Source organism: Alphaproteobacteria bacterium PA2 (genome assembly GCA_002256425.1).
Taxonomy (GTDB): domain Bacteria; phylum Pseudomonadota; class Alphaproteobacteria; order Caulobacterales; family Caulobacteraceae; genus Phenylobacterium.
Map to the genome: position 1 here is coordinate 184551 of NKIZ01000001.1, position 17755 is coordinate 202305.

Annotated in this window: 15 protein-coding genes and 2 tRNA genes; 8 read left to right on the forward strand and 9 right to left on the reverse strand. The window is 63.5% G+C overall.

Annotation, left to right across the window (positions count from 1 at the left end; translation table 11 throughout):
* Positions 1–24 precede the first annotated feature (24 nt).
* Positions 25–1458, forward strand: coding sequence for a hypothetical protein (locus tag CFE28_00860; protein ID OYU68676.1), 1434 nt, complete (start codon positions 25–27; stop codon positions 1456–1458).
* 106 nt (positions 1459–1564) lie between these two features.
* Positions 1565–2836 carry a (p)ppGpp synthetase gene (locus tag CFE28_00865; protein ID OYU68677.1) on the forward strand — a complete coding sequence of 424 codons (1272 nt, stop codon included), beginning with the start codon at positions 1565–1567 and terminating at the stop codon, positions 2834–2836.
* 186 nt (positions 2837–3022) lie between these two features.
* On the opposite strand, the gene CFE28_00870 is transcribed toward CFE28_00865, so the two are convergent.
* Both CFE28_00870 and CFE28_00875 read right to left on the reverse strand, forming a co-directional pair.
* Positions 3023–3097, reverse strand: a tRNA-Gly gene (locus CFE28_00870).
* Positions 3098–3210: 113 nt separating this feature from the next.
* Positions 3211–3954, reverse strand: coding sequence for a hypothetical protein (locus CFE28_00875; GenBank protein OYU68678.1), 744 nt, complete (start codon positions 3952–3954; stop codon positions 3211–3213).
* 255 nt (positions 3955–4209) lie between these two features.
* Between CFE28_00875 and CFE28_00880 the strand changes: the two genes are divergently transcribed.
* Positions 4210–5910 carry a hypothetical protein gene (locus CFE28_00880; protein OYU68679.1) on the forward strand — a complete coding sequence of 567 codons (1701 nt, stop codon included), beginning with the start codon at positions 4210–4212 and terminating at the stop codon, positions 5908–5910.
* Here CFE28_00880 and CFE28_00885 read toward each other — a convergent pair.
* Together CFE28_00885 and CFE28_00890 are read right to left on the reverse strand one after the other, a co-directional pair.
* Positions 5907–6470, reverse strand: a complete 564-nt coding sequence (locus CFE28_00885; protein OYU68680.1) for a hypothetical protein — start codon at positions 6468–6470, stop codon at positions 5907–5909. The genes CFE28_00880 and CFE28_00885 overlap by 4 nt on opposite strands.
* 5 nt (positions 6471–6475) lie before the next feature.
* Positions 6476–7309, reverse strand: coding sequence for a fatty acid hydroxylase (locus CFE28_00890; GenBank protein OYU68681.1), 834 nt, complete (start codon positions 7307–7309; stop codon positions 6476–6478).
* An 87-nt stretch (positions 7310–7396) separates the two neighbouring features.
* Between CFE28_00890 and CFE28_00895 the strand changes: the two genes are divergently transcribed.
* Positions 7397–8884 (forward strand): hypothetical protein, encoded by a 1488-nt coding sequence (locus tag CFE28_00895; GenBank protein OYU68682.1) that lies wholly within the window; start codon positions 7397–7399, stop codon positions 8882–8884.
* A gap of 12 nt (positions 8885–8896) precedes the next feature.
* On the opposite strand, the gene CFE28_00900 is transcribed toward CFE28_00895, so the two are convergent.
* A complete protein-coding gene (locus CFE28_00900) occupies positions 8897–10897 on the reverse strand; it encodes a hypothetical protein (GenBank protein ID OYU68683.1) in 2001 nt (666 codons plus the stop codon).
* 35 nt (positions 10898–10932) lie between these two features.
* Between CFE28_00900 and CFE28_00905 the strand changes: the two genes are divergently transcribed.
* Together CFE28_00905 and CFE28_00910 are read left to right on the forward strand one after the other, a co-directional pair.
* Complete coding sequence (locus tag CFE28_00905; GenBank protein OYU68684.1) at positions 10933–11685, forward strand: alpha/beta hydrolase; 753 nt, start codon at positions 10933–10935, stop codon at positions 11683–11685.
* A 129-nt stretch (positions 11686–11814) separates the two neighbouring features.
* The gene (locus tag CFE28_00910) at positions 11815–12042 is read left to right on the forward strand and encodes a hypothetical protein (GenBank protein OYU68685.1); all 228 of its coding nucleotides are present in this window, start codon (positions 11815–11817) and stop codon (positions 12040–12042) included.
* Between the two features lie 706 nt (positions 12043–12748).
* Here CFE28_00910 and CFE28_00915 read toward each other — a convergent pair.
* The 3 genes from CFE28_00915 to CFE28_00925 all read right to left on the reverse strand — a co-directional run bounded on the left by CFE28_00915 (position 12749) and on the right by CFE28_00925 (position 15297).
* Positions 12749–12825: transfer RNA gene (locus CFE28_00915), tRNA-Arg, on the reverse strand.
* Between the two features lie 115 nt (positions 12826–12940).
* The gene (locus CFE28_00920) at positions 12941–14260 is read right to left on the reverse strand and encodes a guanine permease (GenBank protein ID OYU68686.1); all 1320 of its coding nucleotides are present in this window, start codon (positions 14258–14260) and stop codon (positions 12941–12943) included.
* A gap of 8 nt (positions 14261–14268) precedes the next feature.
* A complete protein-coding gene (locus tag CFE28_00925) occupies positions 14269–15297 on the reverse strand; it encodes a purine nucleoside permease (protein OYU68687.1) in 1029 nt (342 codons plus the stop codon).
* 99 nt (positions 15298–15396) lie between these two features.
* On the opposite strand from CFE28_00925, the gene CFE28_00930 reads away from it, so the two are divergent.
* On the forward strand, positions 15397–16332 hold the full coding sequence (locus tag CFE28_00930; protein ID OYU68688.1) for a phosphorylase: 936 nt from the start codon (positions 15397–15399) through the stop codon (positions 16330–16332).
* Here CFE28_00930 and CFE28_00935 read toward each other — a convergent pair.
* Positions 16293–17255 carry a multidrug ABC transporter ATP-binding protein gene (locus tag CFE28_00935; protein ID OYU68689.1) on the reverse strand — a complete coding sequence of 321 codons (963 nt, stop codon included), beginning with the start codon at positions 17253–17255 and terminating at the stop codon, positions 16293–16295. The two genes, CFE28_00930 and CFE28_00935, sit on opposite strands and share 40 nt — an antisense overlap.
* A 116-nt stretch (positions 17256–17371) precedes the next feature.
* Between CFE28_00935 and CFE28_00940 the strand changes: the two genes are divergently transcribed.
* Positions 17372–17629 carry a hypothetical protein gene (locus tag CFE28_00940; protein ID OYU68690.1) on the forward strand — a complete coding sequence of 86 codons (258 nt, stop codon included), beginning with the start codon at positions 17372–17374 and terminating at the stop codon, positions 17627–17629.
* Positions 17630–17755: the final 126 nt, after the last annotated feature.

The window sequence follows — 17755 nt, forward strand, 5'->3', positions numbered from 1 at the left end:
TCAGGTTTTGAACTGGCCTCCGTTTTGGCAGAGGCCCGCGCCTCTGACCAGAGGCGCCGCGCCCACTGCAGGGTGGCGCTGGAGCCCGATTCAGAGCCCAATGGGCCCATGCCCCTCACCGCCCGATTGCAGACAGGCCTGAACCTTCACCGGGAAGGCCGGCTGGATGAGGCCCAGGCGGTCTATGAGGCCATACTCACCCAGAACCCGGCCCATGTGGACGCCCTGCACCTGATCGGCGTCATCGCCCTGCAGAGGGGCTGGCATCCCATAGCCCTGGCCTTCATCGACCAGGCCCTGATCCACGACCCCGACTTCGCCGACGCCCACCTGAACCGGGCCAATGTGCTCAAGGCCCTGAACCAGCCGCGCGACGCCCTGACCGCCCTCGAGCGGGTGGTGGAGCTTGAGCCCGCCTATGCGGAGGCCTGGTCCAACCGGGGCAATCTGCTGAAGGACATGGGCCGGCTGGACGAGGCCCTGGCCAGCTATGACCGGGCCCTGGCCCTCGACCCCGTCCATCCCGACGCCAGCTGGAACAAGGCCTGGGCCCTGCTGCTCACCGGCGATCTGGCGGCCGGCTGGCCCCTGCACGAATTCCGCTGGCAGGCGTCGGGCCGCGCACGCCCGGTCCACGACCAGCCCCAGTGGCGGGGCGAGACCGACCTCGCGGGCAAGACCCTCCTGCTGGAGAGCGAGCAGGGGTTTGGCGATGTCCTGCAGTTCTGCCGCTATGTTCCCCTGCTGGCGGCCCGGGGCGCCCGGGTGCTGCTGGAGGTCGAAACCCCCTTGCGTGACCTGATGGCCAGCCTTGAGGGCGTGGGCGCCCTGATCACAAAGGGCGAGCCCCGGCCGGACTATGACCTCCATTGCCCCCTGCTCAGCCTGCCCCTGGCCTTCGGCACGACCCTGGAGACCCTTCCGGGTCAGACCCCCTATCTCGCCGCCGACCCTGCCCGGGTAGAGGCCCTCGCCGCCCGCCATCCCCGGCGGGAGGGACGAGCGCGGATCGGCTTGGTCTGGAGCGGCGGCTTCACCCATCTGGGCGATGAACGTCAGGACCCCCGCAGCCTGCCCCTGGCCGACCTGCTGGCCGTCCTGCCCGGGGACGCCGACCTCTTCTGCCTGAACACCAACTTCCGCCCCGCCGACCTCGCCCTGCTGGCGACCCGGCCGGACATCACCATCCCGACCCTGAACGACTTCGCCGACACGGCCGCCCTGATCGGGACCCTGGACCAGGTCATCACCATAGACACCGCCGTCGCCCACCTGGCCGGCGCAATGGCCAGGCCCACAACCCTCCTCCTCCACGCCAACGCCGACTGGCGCTGGCTGCAGGGGCGCAACGACAGCCCCTGGTACCCGACGGTGCGGATTTTCCGGCAGGAGGTGGCGGGGGATTGGATTGGGGTGTTGGGGGCTGTAACTTGGGAATTGTCAGATGTGCCTCGCTGACGCACGTTGTCAATGAAAACACTCACCTCAAAGAGCCTCTCGCTACTGCTGTATATGAATTGACGACTTCGCCGACTTTCGACTCAGTTATGATTGGGGTCTAGACTTGCCACCACTATCCAAGTCCAAAATTGACCGAGCCGGCCGGCTAATTGCAGCTAATGGAGAGCTCACAGAGGAGCTAATCGAGCTCGAAGAAGCGTTTGATCAATACAGAGCAGCGCACTTAGATCCGCTTTCGAGAACAACACTGGAGCTCCAAGCGTGGCTTCAGGATTATGGTGGAAAATATTATATAGCTCAGAGACTAAAGAGAAAGCCTCAAATAGTCCGAAAATTACGCCGACTCAGTGGAAGGCTTACTCAACTTCAGGACATTGGTGGAAATAGAATAATTGTTGATAGAAACGCTGATGTGGATCGTCTGATTGATTTTATCTCATCACATATACAAAATGGATCTACAATTTCACTAAAGAGAGTCACTGACTATCGTGAACGCGGACGAGATGAAACTGGCTATCGGGGAGCTCACTTAATACTATCGAGGGATGGATATACGATTGAACTACAGCTCAGAAGTCGAATTCAGCACTATTGGGCAGAATCTATTGAAAGAAGCTCGGTTATATATGGCTATCATCTGAAAGAACAAGAAGGCGATATTCGAGTAATATCTTACTTTAAATCCCTTTCAGACATATTTTACGAAATAGAAAGCGGGAGAAATCCAGATGAGCGCCGAAAGATTAATCTGGATATGGAGCGAGAGGAAGCTCAAGAGATAATATATGCTTCAGACAGACATCGCATTTTTGATAGTTATGTAAATGAAGATGTAGTTCGTACATTGAAATCTGTGAAGTCTGGTGGCGGTGGGTTGGAAAATTGGATTATTGTATTCAATTGGAACACGGGCGCCTTCGTTACATGGGATGCGGTTGGACGAAATGCCGACGAAGCCAATAGAAAATATGTTGAGTATGAAAGGCAATTTCCAGCCGAACAAAATTTTGAAGTCGTTATGATCGGCTCATCGGATATAGCAACAGTTCGTCAAACACATAGTCACTATTTTGGAATTGAGAAATTCGAAAATATACTTGAAAATTTTGATCAATCGATTGCGGGACTTAAGTCAAGAATGGATATAGACGTAGGATCTAGACAAATTCTTTCTCTCTTGAAGAGAAAAAAATACTGGGGAACCAAGTCCATTTCGATCGATACGCTTAGAAATCACTTCGCAAGAGGCGTGGTAACTTTTGATTCTTCGCTGCAAACTCTGCGTGAGTTGGAACTGATCTCAGTAGAAGGGGCTCAAGGCCCGGTTTCCCTTAGCCTGAAACGAAAGGCAGAGATTGAGGCGTATCTTTAAATCCCAGGGATCTCCTACGGAGATAAACCCGGGCGGGGCGTCATCTTGAGACAGACGCCCAATGGGGCCTAGACTTTGTATTTGTGTGGATGGCGCCTATGTCGGCGCGGAAGAGAACCATTCACGGCCGGTACGCTAGGGAGCCGACCAGCTCCCCAATTGTCTAGGTTTTCCGCTTCCAGAATCTGGAGCGGGCGAAGAGATTCGAACTCTCGACCCCAACCTTGGCAAGGTTGTGCTCTACCACTGAGCTACGCCCGCGCTCCTCAAGGCAATCCGGAAGGACCGGCGGCCTCGAAATTCGAGAGCGGGCTTATGGCAGAGGGCTTCAAGCTTGGCAAGGCTTCCTCTGACGCCTTGTTGCAAGTTTCGGCTCAGCCCCGGAAACGGGGGACTTTCAGGCGGCGTTTGTTGACGTGGTCCTTGGGGGCCTCGCCGGCGCCTTCGGGGATTTCGCCCTTGAAGTAATAGCGCTGCCAGGCGGCCTTGGTGGCCTCTGGGTCCAGGCGGAATATGGCCTTGTTGAACTCGGTGCGGTGCTTTTCCCAGACGTCGTACTGGTCGCGCAGGTCGGGATTGGAATCCATCCGCTTGATCACCGGCTGGACGGTCTCGAGCGCCTTGTCCTGCATCAGGGTGATGAAACAGAAGGGCTCGCCCTTCTCAAAGCGCACCCGGCCCGGGCGGGTGAAGATCCAGTTCATGGTGAAGGTGAAGGGCAGCCAGTCGGTCTCCACCAGGCCGGCCAGGGGCTGGATGCCGTCCTTCACATGGTTGGGCGGGCCCTGGGTCAGGATCGACCAGCCGGGGGGCGTGCGGAACAGATAGCCCGGATGCATGGTGATCACCCCGTGGGTGAAGTGGCTTTTGACGAACTCGTGGAAGTCCGAATGGGGCCGGTCGGGGGTCAGCTTGATGTCGTGGGCCTCGGGCCCGCCATTCCACTCGGCCGTGAAGGACATGGGGCAGAGCATTTCCCAGCCGCTGGTATTGGCCATGGTCAGGGGCAGGCAGCGATAGGGATGGCGGGAGGGGAAGGCGTCCATCCAGGCGCGCTCGGGCCGGCCAGGGACGAGCTCGGGCGGCCGGGCCGCTGTGGGATAGCACTCGAGCTCCATGGGTTTCTCCTCCGTCTGGCGCTGTTGATTACCCGGCGGGGGTCGGGGCTGTCGACTCCCCTCCGGTCACTCCGGCGAAGGCCGGAGTCCAGTTCATAGGTCACGGCCTCTCGGGAAAAGCTGCTCTTCGGATCCTGGCCACAGTCACAACCCTACGAACTGGATCCCGGCCTCCGCCGGGATGACCGGGAAGGTCTGGCGCGAGGGGGAAGTCTGGCGTCTAATCGGGGCCAAGGGAATTTCGGGGGAAACATCATGACCAGGTTCAAGTCGGCCCTTCTGGCGGCCAGCCTATTTCTGACGCCCGTCGTCATGGGCGGCGGCCAGGCTCTGGCCCAGACCCAGACCGGCGCCCCGGCTTCGGCCAGCTATCAGCCGCCCCCCGGTTCGGTGGAGGAATACGCCACCTTGAGGGACGGAACCCGGCTGGCGGCCAATGTCTTCAAGCCTGCGGGAACGGGCCCCTGGCCGGTGGTGGTCTCGCGGACCCCTTACCTCAAGGACGGTCGCGGCAGCCCCGAAGCCCTGGCCGCCCAGGGCAGACACTATACCGAGGCCGGCTTTGTCTTCGTCCTGCAGGATGTGCGGGGCAAGGGCCGCAGCCAGGGCTTCTACGCCGCCTATGTCAACGACATCGAGGACGGCTACGACACGGTGGAGTGGGCCGCCAGACAGCCCTGGTCCAATGGCAAGGTGGGCGTAACCGGCGCCTCGGCCCTGGGAGTGACCTCCAACGCTGCGGGTATGGCGGCGCCGCCGCACCTGAAGGCCGCCTATGTGGTGGTGGCCCCCTTTGACCGGTCCCGGTCCAGCTTCATGGGCGGGGTGATCAAGGAGAAGGACACCATAGGCTGGCTGAAGGGCCAGGGGGTGTCCCAGGCTGAGATCGACGACCTGCGGGCCCGGGCGGCGGACGACGTGGTCTGGAACCGCTTCGCCATGAGCACCAACCGGAAGTACATCAAGGTTCCGACCTATAATGTCGGCGGCTGGTACGACATCTTCAACGAGGGCAATACCTCGAACTTCACCTACCTGCAGAACCAAGGGGCGAAGGGGGCAAAGGGAAACCAGAAGCTGATGATGGGACCCTTTGGCCATGGCCCCCTGTCCGGGGATCTGGCCTATCCCGGGGAAGACACCCTGCCCGGCGCCTTCCGCCACGAGATCCGCTGGTTCGATTACTGGCTGAAGGGCATCGACAACGGGATCATGGATGAGCCGCCGGTCAGCTTCTACATGATGGCCGGAGCCCGGAAGGGCGCCCTGTCGCCGAAGAACCGCTGGATGACCTCGGCCAACTGGCCCCCGGCCAATCGCGAGGTCCGTTATTACCTGACCCCCGACAGGACCCTGACGCAGGTCCCGCCCTCCGCGGAGGGGGCGAAGCTCAGCTATAAATTCGACCCGGCCAGACCCGTGGCGACCTTCGGCGGCGCCAACCTGACCTTTGAACGGGGGCCTGAGGACCAGAGGCAGGTGGGGACCCGGGAGGACTATCTGCGCTTCCAGACTCCGGTCCTGACGAAGGATGTTTCGATCGCCGGACCGGTCAAGGTCGAGCTCTATGGCGCCACGGACGGCCCGGACACCGACTTCATGGCCAAGCTGGTGGACGTCTATCCTGACGGCTATGAGGCCCTGGTCCTGGATGCGCCCGTCCGCACCCGCTACCGCAATGGCCGCATGCCCGACGATGTGAAGATGATGACCCCCAATGCGCCGGAGGCCCTGACCATCGAGCTGTGGTCGACGGCCATCACCTTTGAAAAGGGGCACAGGATCGCCCTGCACGTCACCTCGTCCAACAGCCCGCGGTTCGAGGTCAATCCCAATACCGGCGATCCGGACGGCGTGCGGCTGCAGAAGCCCCGGGTGGCGGTGAACTCGGTCCACATGGACGCCAGCCATCCCTCGGCCGTGGTCCTGCCGGTGATCTATCCCGACGCGCCTTAGGCGGCTTTGCGCACCTTCAGCGTGATCTGGATTTCCTTGACCACGTTGAGGCGCGATCCGACATATTCGACGATCTGGTCCACGGTCAGGGCGCCGGACTGGTACTGCTCGAGATAGGTTTCCTCGATGACGTTCTGGACATTGACCGTCTCGAAATCGACGCCGGTATAGTGGGCCAGGGGGGAGTTGGCGGCGCCGATCTCCTTCCACTTGTCGTTCAGGGACCGGTCGAACAGGGCCATCATTTCCGCCGTCACCGGCCGGACATGGGTGGGGTCGTTCATGAAGTCGTCGTGGCGGGGATGCGGCACATTGATCTGCACCACGCCATCAGGCTTCGAGACCCGGTAGATCTCCTTCATGATCCCCAGAAAGATCTTGGGATCACCGCCCATGTGCTCGAGGGAATGGTTGAAAACCATCTCATCGGCGGTGTTGTCCGCCCAGGGCCAGGGCAGGGATTCCAGGTCAACCACCTGATCGGGACCGCCCTCGGAAAAGGCGTCGACATTCACATAGCCGGGCTTCTTGTTGTGGCCGCAGCCCATGTTGAACTTCATCGGGGTCAGGCGACTTTCTGTTGGGATTCAACCGGGCGGGCGCGGGGGCCGAACCAGGCCTGAAGGGGATAGAGGTACTGGCCAAGGGCCCCGGGGGCCATGGTCGCCTCGACCCCCAGGGGCACATTGCAGGGGCCCGGGCAGTAGAAGGTGCCGAAAGCGCGGTCAAAGACCGAGAAGACCGTGGCGAAGTTCTTGCCCGAGATTTTCTCATCCCGGGCGTGGTGCCAGCGGTGCATGGCCGGAGCGTTGAAGACCCAGTTCAGCCGCCCAAGGGTCCAGGGCAGGTCGGCGTGGATGAAGGCGCCATAATAGTGCCGGACCATGACCGCCAGGGCGACGGCCCAGATCGGAAAACCAAGGAGGCTCAGGCCGACCAGGTCCAGCATGGTGCCCAGTCGGTCGACCGGATGCATGCGCATCAGGCTGAACCAGGTCAGCTGGGTATCGCTGTGATGGACCGCGTGGCCGGGCCAGAGCAGGGAAGTGTGCTGCAGGCGATGGCGCCAGTAGCCCAGGAAGTCCGCAAGGAAGATGGCGATCACCGCAGTCGCCGGTCCGCCCAGACTTGCCCACAGGGCGGCGCCAGGGGCGTCCCAGCCCAGGGCATGGATGGCCTGGCCAATGGCGCCGGCGATCAGCACGATGACCGGGGCTACCAGGAAGTGGTCGACCACAAACAGTATGCCGTTGATCCGCGTTTCCTCGGCGGCGGCCCGGGCGTCGGACCAGGCCTTGGCGCCCTTCACCAGCAGGGCCAGGGCGGCGAAGAAGATCGCCATGAGGCCAAGGTCAATCGCCTGGTCAAAGGCGTCTTTTGCAAATGCGGGCAGGGTCATGACCCACCATCCTCTGAAGCTTGAGGCGGGAAACCTGCGCCCTTGACCCTAAGCCTTGTTTAACCATCGTCGGGGGAAGGGTATTTTATGTCGGAATCATTGCCCAAATCCCCGCAAGAGAGCCTTCTGCTGGATCGCCGCCTGGCGGCCCTGGCCCTTTGCCTGTGCCTTGTCATGGGGGCCGCCCGGCTCTTCTATGCCTGGACCGAACCCCTCTGGTTTGATGAGGCTTTCACCCTGGCGGTGATTTCGCCGACGGGCTTTGCGACCTTCTGGCGGGAGGTCTGGCTGGATTCCAACGCCCCCGGTTTCTACCTGCTCAGCCGCCTCTGGACCGACATTGCCGGTCGGTCGGATTTCGCCCTCCGGATCCCGGGACTGACGGCGGTGGCGATCGCAGCCGTCCTGCCCCTGCTCTATCGCCCGTCGGGCCTGTCGCGGAATGCGGCCCTGACCTGGGGCGGCCTGATCTTCCTCTGGTGGGGGGTCGGCATGTATCTGGACGGCCGCTGCTATCCGGTGCTGCTGGCGCTCTCGACCCTGCAGGTCCTGGCCTTTGTCCGCGTCCTGCAGAAGCCCGGGCGAGCTGCGGCCTGGCTCTGGACCACCGTGTCGGCCCTGGCCATACTTACCCACTATTACGCAGGCTTCGTCGTCCTGGCCCAGGGCCTGACCTATCTGGCGTCAGCCAGGATGGCGGCGGTGAAAACCTGGCCTGCAGCCCTGGCCTTCGTCCCTGTCGCCGGGTGGATCGTCTACCACGCCCCGCGCCTGGCCGCCTATTCCCAACCCGACGTGGCCTGGCATCCCCGCCTGACCCTGGACAGCGCCCTGGACCAGGTGATCGCCCTGGTGACCAATGGCCCGGCGGCGGGGCTTGTCTGCATCGCCGTCCTCCTGGCGATCAGCCTGCTGCTCAGCCGGCGGGAGGAGCCGGCCCCGGGGCCTGACCGCGCCCTGGTGCTGGCGGCGATTGCCGGCCTGGCAGGTCTCGCGATCATACTGGCCACCGGCCTGCTCAAGCCCACCCTGACAAGCCGCTATCTGATCCCCACCGTTCCATCGGTTCTGCTGTGCCTGATCCTGGCCATCCGCGGCGGCAAATGGCGCAACCACCTCTATGGGGCCCTGCTGATCCTCTATGCCCTGATCCAGGTCCCCCACGCCCTTGAAAGGCTGGCCAGAACCCCGGACCGGCCCAGCTATGAGTTCGAGACCGTGTCAGAGGCCCTGGCCGGCGCCGGCGTCACCGATCTGGTCTTTGTCTGGGATCACGAGCTGGCGCCGATGATGGACCGGGGCTCCCTGGCCCGGGTCGGCGGCGTCTTTGTTGAACGGCTGCGCAAGGGCGTCCACGTGACGCCCCTGGTGGTGGACCGCGAGCATGATCCGAACCTGGCCATACTGGCGGCGGCAAAGGGCGAGAAGCCCGGGATCATCTGGCTCTACAACCGGGAGGGCCGTACGGCCTCGGCGGTGTTCGCCCCCGCCATCCCCGCGAAGGACAGCCGCTGGACCTGTGTGAGGTCTGGCGATGGGGTGGTCGGCTCTGTCGGATGCCACCTCAAGCCCTGACATGTCACACCGTCAGAATAGCCCGGGCTCCGCCGCCTTTAGCCTGGCGCCCAGACGTCTTGACCCCTCCAGGGTCAGATGGCCCGCGTCGAAATAGAGATAGCGGCCATCCCCCGTCAGGATATCGCACCTCTGGGGCTGGCCGCACTGAAGGTCAATCAGGCTGACATAGCGCACCCCGGGAACGCCGCCGGCCGCGAAGTGGCGCTTCAGGGCCTGATCCCTGGCCACCTTCCGGGGATCATAATAGGCGCGGGCGAAGGTGTTGATGTCCCGGGCCGTCACATAGCGCCGTGACTGGGCGAGTTTGGAAATGGCCAGCACGTCTTCGGTCAGGGTCATTTTCGGGCCGAAGACCACGATCGGCGCGGCGGTTCTGGCGCGAAGCTCCGTCAGGGCCCGATCCAGCTGGTCGTCGTCAAAGGCGCCCCAGTTGTCGTGCAGATAGACCGCCGTGGCGGCCTGGAGCGGCGCTCCATTCACCAGCTCCCGCCAGCGGAGGGCGCATTCGACCTCGGCCGCCGGCAGGATCGGGTCATGGCCGAAATTGAAGCAGCGGTTGGAGGTCTCATGCAGCTTGATCTTGCCCCCATAGTCGGCCTCGGTCAGGGCCCAGGCCAGGTCATAGGCATGGGAATCCCCGGCCAGCAGCAGGCGCTTTCCCTTGTCTTCCAGGGTGAGTGAGGCGCTGCTGGCGGGCAGTTCGCTCCAGTAGCGGGACCGCTCGGCCATCAGCTGGTCCTGGGTCAGCAGGGCGAAGGGGAACCGCCCGGGCAGACCGGCCAGCAGCAGGATCAGGGCGGCCAATCCGGTCAGGCCCAGGGTCCAGACCGCTCCGAGGATCAGGGCCGGGCGGGATCCGGCCTCCAGCCTGGCGCGGTAATCCCTCTCCAGCAGACGCCAGCTGGCCGCCCCCAGAGCCAGGGACAGGATCAGGACCCCCAGACCAATGAGGGGCGTGATGGTCACCCGCGACAGGTGCAGGAAGCTGACCAGGGGCCAGTGCCAGAGATAGACGGAATATGAAATGCGGCCGATCTCCACCAGTACGGGGGTGGAGAGGATCTGCCCTGCGATCCCGGGGCCAAGGCGCGGGGCGGCCAGGATCATGGCGGCGCCCAGGCAGGGCGCCAGGGCCCAGAGGCCGGGAAACACCGAGGTCTCGTCCAGCAGGACCGCGCTGGCCAGGATCACCCCCAGACCGGCCAGGCCGAGGATGGAAGCGGCGAGGGCGTTAGGTCGGGTCGCAGGCGCCCCGGGCTTGAGGACCAGCAGGGCGCCGATCAGGAATTCCCCGGCCCGGGCCGGCAGCAGGAAATAGGCGCCATGGGAGCCCCGCACCGCCCCGTACTGGGCCCAAGCGAAGGACAGCACTGTCAGGACCAGGGCGATGATCAGCCCCCGCCTGCCCCGGCCAAGGGCCAGGGCCAGGACCGGCCAGACCAGATAGAACTGCTCTTCCAGGGACAGGGACCAGACGTGCAGCAGGGGAAAGGCGCTGGCCCCCGCCGAGAAGTACCCGCCCGTGGTCTTCCAGAAGAAGATGTTCGAGGACAGGCCCAGCCCCGACAGGACCGACCCCCCCAGCTGGCTGTAGTCGCTGGGGATCAGCAGGACATAGCCGGCGCCGAGGGTCACAGCCATCATCACAAAGAGGGCCGGCAGCAGGCGCCGGGCCCGGCGGGCATAGAAGTCGCCAAACCGGAAGCCCTGCCCCGCCTCCCGGTCCAGGATCAGGCCGGTGATCAGAAAGCCCGAGATCACGAAGAAGACGTCGACGCCGACAAAGCCCCCCGGCATCCAGGCCATGCCCACATGATTGAGCACCACCATCAGGACCGCCAGGGCCCGCAAGCCATCAATGTCGGGGCGATAGGTCCGGACGCCCGAGGCCGGGATCGTCTGCGACATGGTCAAATCCCCCCTCCTCAGCCTGCCCGGATTGTCCGTCCTGAGATTAGCACGGGGCGTGTCGGGCGAAAGCCGCCGGTTGCCGATCCGGCCCGGGGGCATGCTAGGCTGCAGACCAGACCCCGCAAGGAGCCCCCATGATCCTCTTCGTTCACGGCGTGCCTGACACCCCGGCCCTCTGGACCCCCCTGATCGCGGCCCTGGACCTCAAGCCCGGCGACCATGCCGCCCCGGCCCTGCCGGGGTTTGGCTGCCCGGTCCCCAGGGGCTTTGACCGGACCAAGGACGGATACGCCAACTGGCTGGTCGGCCAGATGGAGACAGCGGGCAAGCCGGTGCATCTGGTGGGCCATGACTGGGGCGCTCTCCTGGTCCTGAGGGCTGCATCCCTGAGGCCCGATCTGGTCGCCAGCTGGTGCGTCACCAACGCCGTCATTGACGGTCAGTATCAGGGCCACCAGACCGCCCGGGCCTGGGCGACCCCGGTTCTGGGCGAACTGGTCATGATGGGCATGCGGGATACCGGACGGCTGAAGACCGGCCTGATCTCCGGCGGCATGCCCCCAGAACTGGCCGAAGAAGAAGCGCCCAAGGTCGACCTGACCATGCGCCAGTCCATCCTTGGTCTCTACCGCTCCGCCAACGGCCTGAGGTTCAAGGGCCCCTGGGTGGACGACCTGAAGACCCTGCCCAAGCGGGGCCAGCTCTTCTGGGGCGAAAACGACCCCTATGTCGACCTCACCGTCGCCCAGCGCTTCGCCAGCGAGCGGGGGTGTCCCCTGCATGTGGAGGCTGGGGCGGGGCATTGGGCTTGCAATGAGCGGGCGGAGGCGTTTGCGGGGGTTCTTAGGGGGCTTTGGGGGGAGGTAGGTGGAGTGCCTATCGGATAGGCCGATCAGTCTATTTCAGGCCCCGCTACCGTATTTCCGTCACTACCTACGGCCCTTGAAAATACGGGCGAAGCATGTGTACTTCATTTCTCCCACGTCGCGATGACGTCGGCTTTCTGGAGACAGACAATGATGAGCTATAGAGAAAATTTGCGAGCATATTTCTTGTATCGCATTGAAAAGTTGCAGCGACAAATCGAGATGATTGACGCTGGAGTCATCAAGACTTTTGAGCAGAAAACGTCCCAGCCCAGGCGGACAGATACTACGGAACAGTCGCGTCTGATCGCAGTTGATGGCGTCACAAAGTATTCAGCGCTGGTCAAGCTCAACAGTTTAACGGCTAAGATCTTCTAAAGACAAATTCTCTCGAATATTATGTCGGCGGACTCCCACGGGCGTTCGTCGTCATGGTATGTATATATTGAGCCTAAGTAAGGGCCTATCGATGATGAACGCTCTTTGAGATCTCTGCCTGCATCCCAGTAGATCGCACCGCATGTCCCGCCTGGTCTAGAAACCGCCTTAAGGTAGGCGCGCGCTATCGCACTATCCTCCCCCACGCTTCTGGCCCACTCGCGAACAATCGGCCATGCAGCTGCTCCCTCTACGAGGGTAAATCCTTTCGCGACACTTGTTGAAATCTTGTCGTAGGCTCCATTTCTGACAACTAACTCTCCCCAAGGAAGGTCAGGCGTTTGATCAGATTTTGGAAGAAGCTCATCCAACTCGATGGTTAAACCTGTGAACCGCCGCCGTATCTGACCGAGAATGGTAGACTTCCCGGCTCCTGGTAGACCCTCAATGACAGCGATGTTTGCGCCGCTATCTTGAACTTCAATCAGCCACTTGAGTACTTCATCAGCAATTTCAATGCCATAAGCGGTGACTAGAGGAATCATGCTGATGCCGATTGGGCTTGATTGGGAGTGATGTGGAAACTCAGCGCTTCATAGAATTGGGGCTGCCTGGTGTGGCGCACCTACTTGACAACTTTGTGGTGTAGATAAACTGCGGTGGCGGCCTAGCCTTAACAAGGACCGCGAAATTCATCTCAAGAGATTGGCGCACCCGACACGATTCGAACGTGTGACCTTTGCCTTCGGAGGGCAACGCTCTATCCAGCTGAGCTACGGGTGCTCGCTAAAGCGGAACGCGCTTCTAGCTTAAAGGTCCGCCCGGCGCAAACGTCCTTGCACTTGGCGCGCCCTTTGATCCGATAACCGGCGCCCACTTATCGGAGCGGGCGCCCGCCTTAAGCCGCCGCCGCCCAGGCAAACCTTGCGATGAACAGGGCCGCCAGGACGTAGAGGGCGATGTCGGCGCGCCTGAAGCCGCTCTTCATCACCTTCAGCGCCGCATAGCTGACAATGCCGAAGGCCAGGCCGTTGGCGATTGAGAAGGTCAGCGGGATGATGGTCAGGGTGAGGAAGGCCGGGATGGCCACAACCGGGTCGCCCCAGTCGGTCTCGGCCAGGGGCGCCATCATCATGCCGCCCACCAGGATCAGGGCGGGCGCCGTGGCCGCGGCCGGGATCAGCTGGACATAGGGCGCCACGAAGAGGGTGATCAGGAAGAGGACGCCGGTGACCACGGCGGTCAGGCCTGTGCGGCCCCCGGCGGCGACCCCGGTGGCGCTCTCGATATAGCTGACCGTGGTGCTGGTGCCGGCCGTGGCGCCGACGATTGTGGCCACGGAGTCTGCCAGGAGGATGCGGTTCAGGCGGGGGATGTTTCCGTCCGGCCCCTGCAGGCCAGCCCGCTTGGTCACGGCCACCAGGGTGCCCAGATTGTCGAAGAAGTCGACGAACAGGAAGACGAAGATGATTTCCAGAATGGCGGTCGACAGGCCGCCGGCGCCCAGACCCAGGGCCGCCGGCAGGTCCGCCTTGAAGGCCGTGGTGGTCAGGGCCGAGAGGTCATAGGCGCCCGGCTTGAACGGGGCCAGGTGCAGGACAAAGGCCGTCAGGGTGACGCCCAGCACGCCGATCAGGACAGCGGCCCGCACCCGCCAGGCCATGAGGACGCCGGTCAGGACCAGCCCCCCCAGGGACAACAGGGTCATGGGGGACTTCAGGTCGCCCAGGGTCACCGTGGTGGCGGGATTGGCCACGACAATGCCGGCGCCCTTGAGGCCGATGAAGGCGATGAACAGGCCGATGCCGGCGGCTATGGCGGCGAACAGGGGCCGGGGCACGGCCTCGACAATGATCTTGCGCACCCCCGCCAGGGTCAGGGCCAGGAAGACCAGTCCGGAAATCAGCACGCAGCCCAGGGCGGTTTCCCAGGGAACACCCATGCCCTTGACCACCGTATAGGTGAAATAGGCGTTGAGCCCCATGCCGGGCGCAAGGGCTATGGGATAATTGGCTACCAGGCCCATGAGGATGGAGCCAATGCCGGCGGCGACGCAGGTGGCGGCGGCCACCCCGGCTATGGGCAGGCCCGCCTCTGACAGGATCAGCGGATTGACCAGGACGATATAGGCCATGGTCATGAAGGTGGTGACGCCGGCCAGGACCTCGGTCCGGACATTGGTCCCCTGGGCGGAGAGGCCGAAATACTTCTCGAGCATGGTGTGTCTCAGCTTCCTGGCAGGGTTGTCTTGTATCTGGGCCAGCCGGCGACGATGGCGCGGACCACCGGGGCGCCGGCGTCAAAGGCGGCCTGGAAGGCTGCGGCTGCGCCGCCGGGGGTGAACTCCTTCAGCACCGGTTGGGCGCCGTCGGGCTGGCGGGTATAGTTGCTGGCGGTGCGCAGGACGAGGACCCGGCGAGGGTCGACCCTGCCCTGCTTGCCATAGATGGTCAGCACATCGAGGACGCCCTGGTCCTCGCAGTCGCTCATGACGAAGAGGCCATCGCCATCGGACCACAGGGAGACCCAGTTGCGAGCCCACTGGGTGCGCAGGTCTCCGTGCCAGAAGCGCACAGCGCCCAGGGCGTCGCCCAGCATGACGTGGGGCGACTTCTGGGCCTCGGGCTCAGAGGGATAGAGGCCGCGGGCAGTCTTCAGATTGTCATTGTCCGCCAGGAGCACGTCTTTCGTCAGGCCATAGGCCCAGTTCACCAGACCGGGATCCAGTTTCCAGGCCATGCCGCTGGAACCCTCGGCCGAGCCCTTGATCCGGGGGGCCTGGGTTCCCAGGGAATAGAGGCCCCATGCCCAGTCGGCGGGGATTTCCCGCTCATCCATTTCATAGAGGGGGTCGCCATCCACCACCCAGCGGGCCCAGGCCGCCGAGCCTATGGCGCCGGACCGGGGATCGACCCCGGCGATTCCGGCGACAATCCAGTAGGCGTGGGAAACGTCGAACTGATCGCCCGAGATCAGGGCCGCCACCGCCTCGCGCGGTCGGGCGCGCATGCCGGTGACCACCCCCAGGACGCCATCGTCGGTATAGCGGACCGGCCGTTCAATGCCCGGAACCACCACGGACTTTTTCAGGGGATAGTTCTCGGCCCAGTGCTGGAATTCACCGGGGGCGTCGCCGGTATCGGCCCCGCGCTCGAAGGTGGTCAGGATCACCACCTTGATCGGGATCTTGGCCGCAAGGGCCGGGGCGGAGGAAACCGCCCAGATCAGGATCACCGCCGCCCAAAATCGTCTCATGAATCGCCCCATGGCCTATGGACACGTACAGGGGCCCAAAGCGCAAGGGCCCGGCGCATGGCCGCGGGCGGAAACCTTGTCTAGGGTGCGATTCTGCCCATGGAGATTACCTTGCGCCCGAAATTCCTGCTGCCCCTGCTGACCGCCCTGAGCCTGTCATTCAACGCCAGCGCCGAGCCGGCCCGGCTGGCGGTGATGTCGGCCTTCGGACCCGAGCTGGAGGCCCTCAAGGCGGCTTCGACCGACACGACCACCCAGCGCATCAACGGAACCGACTTCACCCTGGGAAATCTGGACGGCAAGCCGGTCATACTGGTCCTGTCAGGAGTCTCCATGGTCAATGCGGCCATGACCACCCAGCTCATGCTGGACCGTTTCAAGGTGGACCGGATCGTGTTTTCCGGGGTCGGCGGCGGGGTGGATCCGGGGCTGGACGTGGGCGATGTGATCGTCGCCGAGCGCTGGGGCGAGTATCAGGAAAACCGCTTTGGCCGGCAAACGCCCGAGGGCTTCCAGGGCGCCGGGGACAGCAGTGGCCTTCAGGCCTTCGGCATGATGATCCCCCGGGGGGTCACTGTGCCCGGACCAAAGGGCGGGGTGGAACGCAAGACCTGGTTCGAGGTGGATCCCGCCATGCTGGCCGTGGCCAGGGCCAAGGCCGATCAGACCGCGCTGGCCCGCTGCGCCGGAACGGCCTGCCTCGACAAGACCCCCAAGGTGGTGGTCGGCGGCAATGGGGTGTCAGGCCCGACCTTTGTGGATAATGCGGCCTATCGGGAATATGTCTTCCGCGCCTTCCAGGCCCGGGTTCTGGACATGGAAACCGCCGCCGTCGCCCATGTGGCCTATGTGAACCGCACGCCCTTCATCGCCTTCCGCGCCCTGTCGGACCTGGCCGGGGGCGATCCGGCCGGCAACCAGTTCCCGATCTTCATCCGGCTGGCGGCGGACAATTCGGCCCGGGTGGTGCGCGACTTCCTGAAGGCCCTGCCGGCTCAGGTCCCCGTGGGCGACTCGGCATTGGGATCCCCATAGGTCAGGGACAGGAAGACGTCCTCCAGGGACGGGTCCTCGGTGGCCAGGTCCTTGATGCCGACGCCGGCGGCCCGGACAGCGGCCAGAACCTGCTCCACCCCGGTCTCGCCGGTCTTGAAGGCCACAGCCAGACTGCCGTCCTTGCGAAGCCTGCCCTCAAAGCCCTTGAGCTTGGGAACCTCGGTCAGGGGCGCCTGTGAGGTGATGACCACGGTGCGGGTGTCCAGGCGCTTGAGGAGGTCGCCGGTGGGCTCGCAGGCCACCACCTGACCGCGGTTGACGATGGCGATGGTGTCGCAGAGCTCCTGGGCCTCTTCGAGATAGTGGGTGGTGAGCACAATGGTCACCCCCTTCTGGTTCAGGTCGAGCACGAAGTTCCACAGCTGGCGGCGCAGCTCCACATCCACCCCGGCGGTGGGTTCATCCAGGATCAGGACCGGCGGATTGTGGGTCATGGCCTTGGCCACCATCAGGCGGCGCTTCATGCCCCCTGACAGCTGGCGGACATAGGCCTGGGCCTTGTCACCGAGACCGAGCGCGTTGAGCAGCTCCATGGTCCGGCGCTCCTTGGGCGGCACGCCATACATGCCGGCCTGGACCTCAAGGGACTCATAGGGGGTGAAGAAGGGATCGGCGGAAATCTCCTGGGGCACCACGCCAATGGCGGCCCGGGCGTCCCGGGGCCGCAGGTCGATATCGCGATCCCAGATGGTCACGGTTCCGGAGGTCTTCTTGGTCAGCCCGGCCAGAATGTTGATGAAGGTCGACTTGCCCGCGCCATTGGGTCCCAGCAGGCCGAAGATCGAGCCCCGGGGGATCTGCAGGTCTATACCCTTCAGAGCCTGCATCTCGGCGGTGGTCTTGGTGGCCGGATAGGTCTTGACCAGGTTTTTGGCTTCGATGGCGAAATCGGGCAGGGACATGGGACTCTTTAACCGAAACGGGCAGGAATGAAGGCGGCGCGATTGACGCGGAAAGCTATGGTCGCATACCTAAGCCTGCGCGGGCGCGTCGCCAAGCTCCCCGCAGGAGAGAATGCATGGCCCGTAAAGCCCCAGCCAAGTCCAGCCCCGCTTCCGCCACCACCGCCCCTGTCGGTCCGGCGCCCGAGATCGTCAATGTGACTTCCCATCGGGTAGCCTGCGACGGCGTCGGCGGCGCCCTTGGTCATCCCAAGGTCTTTCTGGAACTGGGAACCGACGGCCAGGTGGACTGCCCCTATTGCGACCGCCGCTTTGTCCTGACGGCGAAATCCTCCCACGCCCCCGGCGTCTATGAGGACTCCCACGGGCACTAGGGTCTGAGGGCGCGGAACAGGGCCCGAACAAAATACCAGACCTTGTAGAAGGCCTCTCCCCCGGCGCCATTTCCAGCGGTTGGCGATTCGTTCGCCCCGATCGACGCACGGGGCTTGCCTTGCCTT

What these genes read in the sequence shown, in the direction of transcription:
- CFE28_00875 (OYU68678.1), bottom strand. Translation starts at nt 3,954, where the DNA reads ATGGAGCTCGAGTGCTATCCCACAGCGGCCCGGCCGCCCGAGCTCGTC.
- CFE28_00880 (OYU68679.1), top strand. Translation starts at nt 4,210, where the DNA reads ATGACCAGGTTCAAGTCGGCCCTTCTGGCGGCCAGCCTATTTCTGACG.
- CFE28_00885 (OYU68680.1), bottom strand. Translation starts at nt 6,470, where the DNA reads ATGAAGTTCAACATGGGCTGCGGCCACAACAAGAAGCCCGGCTATGTG.
- CFE28_00890 (OYU68681.1), bottom strand. Translation starts at nt 7,309, where the DNA reads ATGACCCTGCCCGCATTTGCAAAAGACGCCTTTGACCAGGCGATTGAC.
- CFE28_00895 (OYU68682.1), top strand. Translation starts at nt 7,397, where the DNA reads ATGTCGGAATCATTGCCCAAATCCCCGCAAGAGAGCCTTCTGCTGGAT.
- CFE28_00900 (OYU68683.1), bottom strand. Translation starts at nt 10,897, where the DNA reads ATGCCCCCGGGCCGGATCGGCAACCGGCGGCTTTCGCCCGACACGCCC.
- CFE28_00905 (OYU68684.1), top strand. Translation starts at nt 10,933, where the DNA reads ATGATCCTCTTCGTTCACGGCGTGCCTGACACCCCGGCCCTCTGGACC.
- CFE28_00910 (OYU68685.1), top strand. Translation starts at nt 11,815, where the DNA reads ATGATGAGCTATAGAGAAAATTTGCGAGCATATTTCTTGTATCGCATT.
- CFE28_00920 (OYU68686.1), bottom strand. Translation starts at nt 14,260, where the DNA reads ATGCTCGAGAAGTATTTCGGCCTCTCCGCCCAGGGGACCAATGTCCGG.
- CFE28_00925 (OYU68687.1), bottom strand. Translation starts at nt 15,297, where the DNA reads ATGAGACGATTTTGGGCGGCGGTGATCCTGATCTGGGCGGTTTCCTCC.
- CFE28_00930 (OYU68688.1), top strand. Translation starts at nt 15,397, where the DNA reads ATGGAGATTACCTTGCGCCCGAAATTCCTGCTGCCCCTGCTGACCGCC.
- CFE28_00935 (OYU68689.1), bottom strand. Translation starts at nt 17,255, where the DNA reads ATGTCCCTGCCCGATTTCGCCATCGAAGCCAAAAACCTGGTCAAGACC.
- CFE28_00940 (OYU68690.1), top strand. Translation starts at nt 17,372, where the DNA reads ATGGCCCGTAAAGCCCCAGCCAAGTCCAGCCCCGCTTCCGCCACCACC.